The sequence below is a fragment of the Sodalis-like endosymbiont of Proechinophthirus fluctus genome (assembly GCF_001602625.1).
Lineage (GTDB): Bacteria > Pseudomonadota > Gammaproteobacteria > Enterobacterales > Enterobacteriaceae.
This window is the reverse complement of record NZ_LECR01000016.1, coordinates 2,323-8,520: the sequence shown is the minus strand read 5'-3', so window position 1 is coordinate 8,520 and position 6,198 is coordinate 2,323. Positions and strand designations below refer to the sequence as shown.

The window sequence follows — 6,198 nt, the reverse complement described above, 5'->3', positions numbered from 1 at the left end:
CCAGTCAATACCGGCGAGCCGACCTATCAGAGTGAATACACTACCACGGTGGTGTATAACCAGGCAGGGGAGATTAACTATAAGCTGGTGGCCGATCACGTGAATCACTTCGCCGAGCAACAGATTACCTGGTTTACTCGGCCGGTCGCCACCATATTCAATGAGGACAAAGTACCGACCTGGACGGTTAAGGCCGATAAGGCCAAGCTAGCCCAAGACAGGATGCTTTACCTGTATGGCCATGTTAGGGTAGATAGCCTGACAGATGCCTCGCAACTTAAACGCATTAAAACAGATAACGCGGTGGTTAACCTGGTCACGCAGGATGTCTCATCGAATGATGAGGTAACCTTGTATGGTACCGGCTTTAATTCCACCGGCATGAAGATGCGCGGCAATCTGCGCAACAAGACCGCCGAGTTGATTGAAAAGGTTAAGACCTCTTATGAAAAAATCCAGAATTCACAAAGTACACCTTAGCCTGCTTCTAGCTGGCGGCTTAATGCTGGCCAGCGCGCTGGCGCTCACCAACGATAACCAACAGCCGATTCATATCGACTCCGCGCAGCAGGCGGTAGACATGGCGACTAACACCGTTACCCTGACAGGTGATGTGGTGGTCAAACGTGGCTCCATCGATATTCGCGCCGATAAGGTGATCATCACTCGCCCCGACCGCAAGGACGGTAATGAAGTCGTGGAAGGCTTCGGTAACCCGGTGACCTTCTATCAGTCGCAGGACGACAGCAAGCCGGTACGCGGCCACTCGCAGAAAGTGCGCTATGAAACCGCTAATGATCTGGTGATTCTGACCGGTAATGCCTATCTGGAAAAGTTGGACAGCAACGTCAAGGGCGATCGTATTACCTATCTGGTCAAGAAACAGCAGATGGAGGCGTTCAGCGACAAAGGAAAACAGGTCACCACCGTACTGGTACCAGCACAGTTGCAGGATAAAAGCGTCGCTAATGCGCCAGCGAAATAAACAGGTACAGGATCCATGGCAACATTAATCGCAGAAAATTTGGCTAAAGCTTATAAAGGGCGCTGCATAGTGGAAGACGTCAGCCTTAAGGTAAGCTCTGGCGAGATTGTGGGATTGCTGGGGCCAAACGGTGCGGGCAAAACCACTACGTTTTATATGGTAGTGGGCATCATTCTCCGAGACGCTGGCCGCATTGTGATCGATAAAGACGATATTAGCCTTCTGCCGCTGCATACCCGAGCTCGCCGCGGTATCGGCTATCTGCCGCAGGAAGCCTCGATATTCCGCCGTCTAAGCGTGTTCGACAATCTAATAGCGGTGCTGCAGATCCGCCAGGATATTACCGATGAACAGCGCACCGATCGCGCGAAAGAGCTGATGGAGGAGTTTCATATCAGTCATCTGCGCGACAACCTAGGTCAGTCTCTTTCCGGCGGCGAACGACGCCGGGTGGAGATCGCGCGCGCGCTGGCTGCTAATCCTAAATTCATCCTGCTTGACGAACCTTTTGCCGGCGTCGATCCGATTTCAGTCATCGACATCAAAAAAATCATTGAACATTTGCGCGACAGCGGCCTCGGAGTACTGATTACCGATCACAACGTGCGTGAGACACTCGACGTGTGCGAACGGGCCTATATCGTCAGCCAAGGTAAGCTTATCGCCCACGGCTCCCCCGCCGACATCCTGCTAGACGAACAGGTCAAGCGGGTTTATCTGGGTGAAGAGTTCCACCTCTGATAAGGTGGCGTTACCGCCGTGATTCTTGATGATGGCTGACGCATTGTATGAAGCAAGATTTAACAACTCAGGCTGAGTCAGCAGTTAGTCATGACCCCGCAGTTACAACAGGTCATCCGTATGTTACAATTGTCCACGTCCGAACTCCAGCAGGAAATTCAGACAGCACTAGAAAGCAACCTCTTGCGTGAGCAGGCCTCTTTGTATGACGAGGTGGAGACGCACGATGTACCCGACAGTGAATCGCTGGACACCCGAGAGGCGATGGAATAAAAGGACATGCCTGGAGATCTGCCGCTGGACGCTATCTGGGACGAAATTTATTCCGCCGGCATGCTGTCAGGTACCGGTGACGGTATCTGTTGCCACGACTAAAAATTGCCCGTCTGTCAGGGAGAGAAAACACCCAGACTCTGCTTTTCCCCATATCAATGAGGCGAAACTCATCCTCAACGATTATCTTAATCTGCTGGGCAGCCATGATTTCCGCACTCTGCTGTGTTCGACTAAACTGAAACACTCTGCTGTGTTCGACTAAGCTAAAAAGTGGTGCTGAAACCTGTTATGGCGCTGATTTAGTCGCTGGATCCGCGTCTGGGGCAGTCCATCAATACCGGCGAGTTTCATTATGTCATTCCTGACGTGCTGGTGCGAAAACTGCGAAACCCCTGGGTGGTGAAACTCAATACTGACAGTATCCAGCAGTTCTCTACCTTGGGTAACAGCACCCGCAACGATTCGGACGGTCAGTTCATCCTCAGCCATTTTCAGAAGGCACGCTGGCCGATTAAAGCCTGGAGAGCCGCAATGAAACACTGCTGAAGGTGACGAGCCATATTGTCGATCGGCAGCGGGCGTTTTTTGAGCAAGGGGAAGTTTATGCGGCTACCAATAGTGCTGGCGGGCATTGCCCGGGCAGTATACATGCACGAGTCCACGATCTCACGCATCACCACCCAGAAATATCTGCAAAGCCCACTCGGCATCTTTGAATTGAAATATTTTTTCTCAAGCTACGTCAATATCAATATAGAGGAGGGAAGAGAAGCATCCTCAACAGCTATTCATGCACTCGTAAAAACTCATCGCCGCGGAAAACCTGGCGAAGCCGCTTAGCGACAGTAAACTCACCGACCTGCTTTCCGAGCAGGGCATCATGGTGGCACAGCGTGCCGTAGCAACGTATTGATAGTCTTCATACATCCCGCCGTCGAACCAGCGAAAATAATTGGTTTGACCTCTACAGAGAAGGAAGACACTATGCAGCTGAGTATTACCGGATAGCATGTTGACATCACCCACACCTTACGAGAATTTGTTACTGCCAAACTCTCAAAGCTGGAACAGTTCTTCGAGATCGCATCAATCAGCGTTTATATTGTCCAGAAGGTAGAGAAAGTTCAGAAGATTGTCGAGGCGACAGTGCATCTCTACGGCAGTGAGCTGCACGCGACTGCGGAAGCAGATGATGTGTATTTGGCCATTGATCTATTGATCGATAAGCTCACGCAGCAGTTGAAAACGCATAAAAAGAAGATGAAACAATATTAATTTGACCGTGTGGCTGACAATGCTACCTAAACCTCACATTAGCTCGTTGTCCCTACGGTAAACGAGCTAATGTGTCTTAAAGGTTAACCAATTCCTAAGTGACCCGAAATGACTAACGATACAGCAATGCAAATTGATTCAGTGTTAAACATTGAATGTACCCGCGGCGACGTCCACTGCCAGAGTAAGAAAAGAGCGCTGGAAATTATCAGCGAACTGGCGGCGAAGCAGCTCAACCTGGCACCGCAAGTGGTGTTTGACGCCGTATTGGTGCGTGAACGTATGGGTAGCACCGGTATCGGTAATGGCATCGCCATTCCGCACGGTAAGTTGGAAGAAAACACGCTTCGCGCGGTCGGGGTCTTTATCCGGCTTGAACAACCTATCGCTTTTGACGCTATCGATAATCAGCCCGTGGATCTGCTGTTCGCGCTGCTGCTGCCGGCGGAGCAGTGTAAGGTCCATTTGCACGCCCTGTCTCTGGTCGCCAAGCGGCTGGCGGACAAAACCGTTTGTCGCCGCTTACGTGCCGCGCAAAGCGACGAGGAGTTGTATCAGATTATGACCGAGACAGAAAACAGCAAATGATGTCGCGGCGCCGTCCTGAAGGAGGGATAGAATGGGCGAGGCATGGCCGCATCACCAGAGGATGACATAGCAGAGGGGTGTAGCGTCATGGTACTGATGATAGTCAGCGGTCGTTCCGGCTCAGGTAAATCCGTTGCACTGCGCGCGCTGGAGGATATGGGCTTTTATTGCGTCGATAACCTGCCGGTGGTGCTACTACCACAGCTTGCCAGTACGCTTGCGGCGAGCAATATCTCCGCCGCGGTGAGTATCGATGTGCGCAATATGCCCGAATCACCGGAAATTTTTGAACTGACTATGGACAACCTGCCGCAGGCCTTTTCCCCACAATTGCTATTTTTGGACGCCGATCGCAACACGCTCATCCGCCGCTATAGCGACACCCGACGACTGCACCCGCTCTCAGCCCGTGACCTGTCGCTGGAAAGCGCCATCTATGAAGAGGACTCACTGCTTGAGCCACTGCGCTCGCGCGCTGATCTGGTGATCGATACCTCCGAGATGTCGGTGCATGAGCTGGCCGAAATGCTGCGAACTCGCCTGTTAGGCAAGCGCGAACGGGAACTGACCATGGTGTTTGAATCCTTCGGCTACAAGTACGGCATCCCCATCGACGCTGACTACGTTTTCGACGTGCGTTTTCTGCCCAATCCCCACTGGGATCCCAAGCTCAGGCTGATGACCGGCTTGGATCGCCCTGTTGCGGCGTTTTTAGACCGCTATACCGAAGTGCATAATTTTATCTATCAGACCTGCAGCTATCTGGAGCTGTGGCTGCCGATGCTCGAAACCAACAACCGTAGTTATCTCACGGTGGCGATAGGCTGTACCGGTGGCAAGCACCGATCGGTTTATATCGCTGAACAGCTAGCGGACTATTTTCATTCCAGGGGCAAGAATATCCAGTCCCGCCACCGCACTCTGGAAAAGCGCAAATCATGACGGTTAAACAAACGGTAAGAGATAAAAAAACCGCTAGGGATATGCACGCCAGGCCGGCAATGAAGCTGTTTGAATTGGTACAGGGTTTTGATGACGAAGCGCTGTCACGCAACGACCGACAGTGGCACTGAAGCGGAAGCCAGCAGCGTTATCGGTTTGCTGACGATCAATTCCGCCAAAGGGCGGATGATCTAAGTCGAGGGCACTGGGCCTGACGAGGTGAAGACGTTGACGGCAGTAATCTAGCTGTTCAATGCCGGATTTGACGAGGATTAGTCCCTTCCCCGTCCGCGCCGCCTGCGCCCTACTCGGTTCAAGCCTGTCATTAGAGCGACTCTCTCGTCTCGCCGTATGTGAGTTCTCATCACACATCGGCATTCATCGTCGACAAACGTTTACCAGCCTGAATCCCAGCCGGCGGCCGACGCCGCCGGGATGGTTCCGATTCGTAACTGGTCGGGCTATCAACACCCGTGTGCGGGTAAATGCGTTCTTTCGAACCACAATTGACCCATCACCGAAGAGCATTCCATTATGGATGGGGTTTTGATTCGAGCTTAACGTCGAGTCCAAGTCTTATATTTATTTTACGTTTAAGTTTTAATCTCTGTTTTAACATTGATATTTAATCATTATCTTCGATAATCAATTCAATTTGAAAATAACTCTCCTCCTGCCTTAAGTTATCTAGTTTTTATCTCTTGACCACATGCAGTCAAGGCCGTCATTTAATCGACATTCATACCAAGAACGTAAAACAAATAAGCTATATACCTTGGATAGAGGCTGTTTTCGTGCGGCCAATTGAAAATGGAATTATTAATATTAATATATGAAGATACTGTTTTTGTTATCGATGTTGGTATTACTTTATCGCATATCGCAGCCTTTCCCTACCTTAGCCGAATTGCGCAGCCTGAGCGCCAGTTACTTTCACAGCATATCAAAATCAAAACCGGCGGCACTGCTATCCATGCTACAAGCGCACTCCAAATCTGGCGGTGCTGTCTGAGGCCAGCTCAGCTATCGGCGCGGCACAGGTAGTTGCCGAGAACGGCGGCAAGGTGAAGGTTATCACGGTCGACGTCAACGCCAAGGTGTTAGATATGATAAAAAGTGGTCAGGTGTACGCCAGCACCAACCGCAATCAGGAGAGATTCAGGGCTGTCTCGGCCTTGTTACCCACCCTGATGCTTGCCGGCCATCCTCAGCTGTGATCGATCGATTAATGACGCCAAATACAGGCACAGCATGACGAATTACGCCGGGGGCGCAGGCTTTGTTCACCATCGTTCGCCAGTTTAAGCACGCGGTATCACCATTATTTACATTAGCTACCGCATGACGGAGATTTTCACACTGTGTTAGCATAATCTCACCATCCTGCACGA

General features: G+C 51.1%; 7 protein-coding genes and 2 pseudogenes. All 9 read left to right on the top strand.

From position 1 onward, the window contains the following. A partial coding sequence (lptC, locus tag BG74_RS02005; protein WP_187202508.1) for an LPS export ABC transporter periplasmic protein LptC occupies positions 1–480 on the top strand: 480 nt, incomplete at its 5' end. Continuing rightward, positions 446–985, top strand: a complete 540-nt coding sequence (gene lptA, locus BG74_RS02000) for a lipopolysaccharide ABC transporter substrate-binding protein LptA (RefSeq protein ID WP_066596229.1) — start codon at positions 446–448, stop codon at positions 983–985. The genes lptC and lptA, both read left to right, overlap by 35 nt. 15 nt (positions 986–1,000) lie before the next feature. Then, positions 1,001–1,726 carry an LPS export ABC transporter ATP-binding protein gene (lptB, locus tag BG74_RS01995; protein WP_066596227.1) on the top strand — a complete coding sequence of 242 codons (726 nt, stop codon included), beginning with the start codon at positions 1,001–1,003 and terminating at the stop codon, positions 1,724–1,726. A gap of 90 nt (positions 1,727–1,816) precedes the next feature. Continuing rightward, a pseudogene (locus BG74_RS01990) lies at positions 1,817–2,954 on the top strand (RNA polymerase factor sigma-54). Between the two features lie 65 nt (positions 2,955–3,019). Further along, the gene (gene hpf, locus BG74_RS01985) at positions 3,020–3,277 is read left to right on the top strand and encodes a ribosome hibernation-promoting factor, HPF/YfiA family (RefSeq protein ID WP_244267166.1); all 258 of its coding nucleotides are present in this window, start codon (positions 3,020–3,022) and stop codon (positions 3,275–3,277) included. Between the two features lie 108 nt (positions 3,278–3,385). Next, the gene (gene ptsN / locus BG74_RS01980; RefSeq protein ID WP_066596224.1) at positions 3,386–3,865 is read left to right on the top strand and encodes a PTS IIA-like nitrogen regulatory protein PtsN; all 480 of its coding nucleotides are present in this window, start codon (positions 3,386–3,388) and stop codon (positions 3,863–3,865) included. Positions 3,866–3,952: 87 nt separating this feature from the next. After that, the gene (gene rapZ / locus BG74_RS01975; RefSeq protein WP_066596222.1) at positions 3,953–4,807 is read left to right on the top strand and encodes an RNase adapter RapZ; all 855 of its coding nucleotides are present in this window, start codon (positions 3,953–3,955) and stop codon (positions 4,805–4,807) included. Continuing rightward, positions 4,804–5,053 (top strand): annotated as a pseudogene (locus BG74_RS01970) (HPr family phosphocarrier protein). Before rapZ ends, BG74_RS01970 begins: the two are co-directional and overlap by 4 nt. Positions 5,054–5,808: 755 nt before the next feature. Continuing rightward, positions 5,809–6,024, top strand: coding sequence for a hypothetical protein (locus tag BG74_RS01960; RefSeq protein ID WP_066596219.1), 216 nt, complete (start codon positions 5,809–5,811; stop codon positions 6,022–6,024). Positions 6,025–6,198 lie beyond the last annotated feature (174 nt).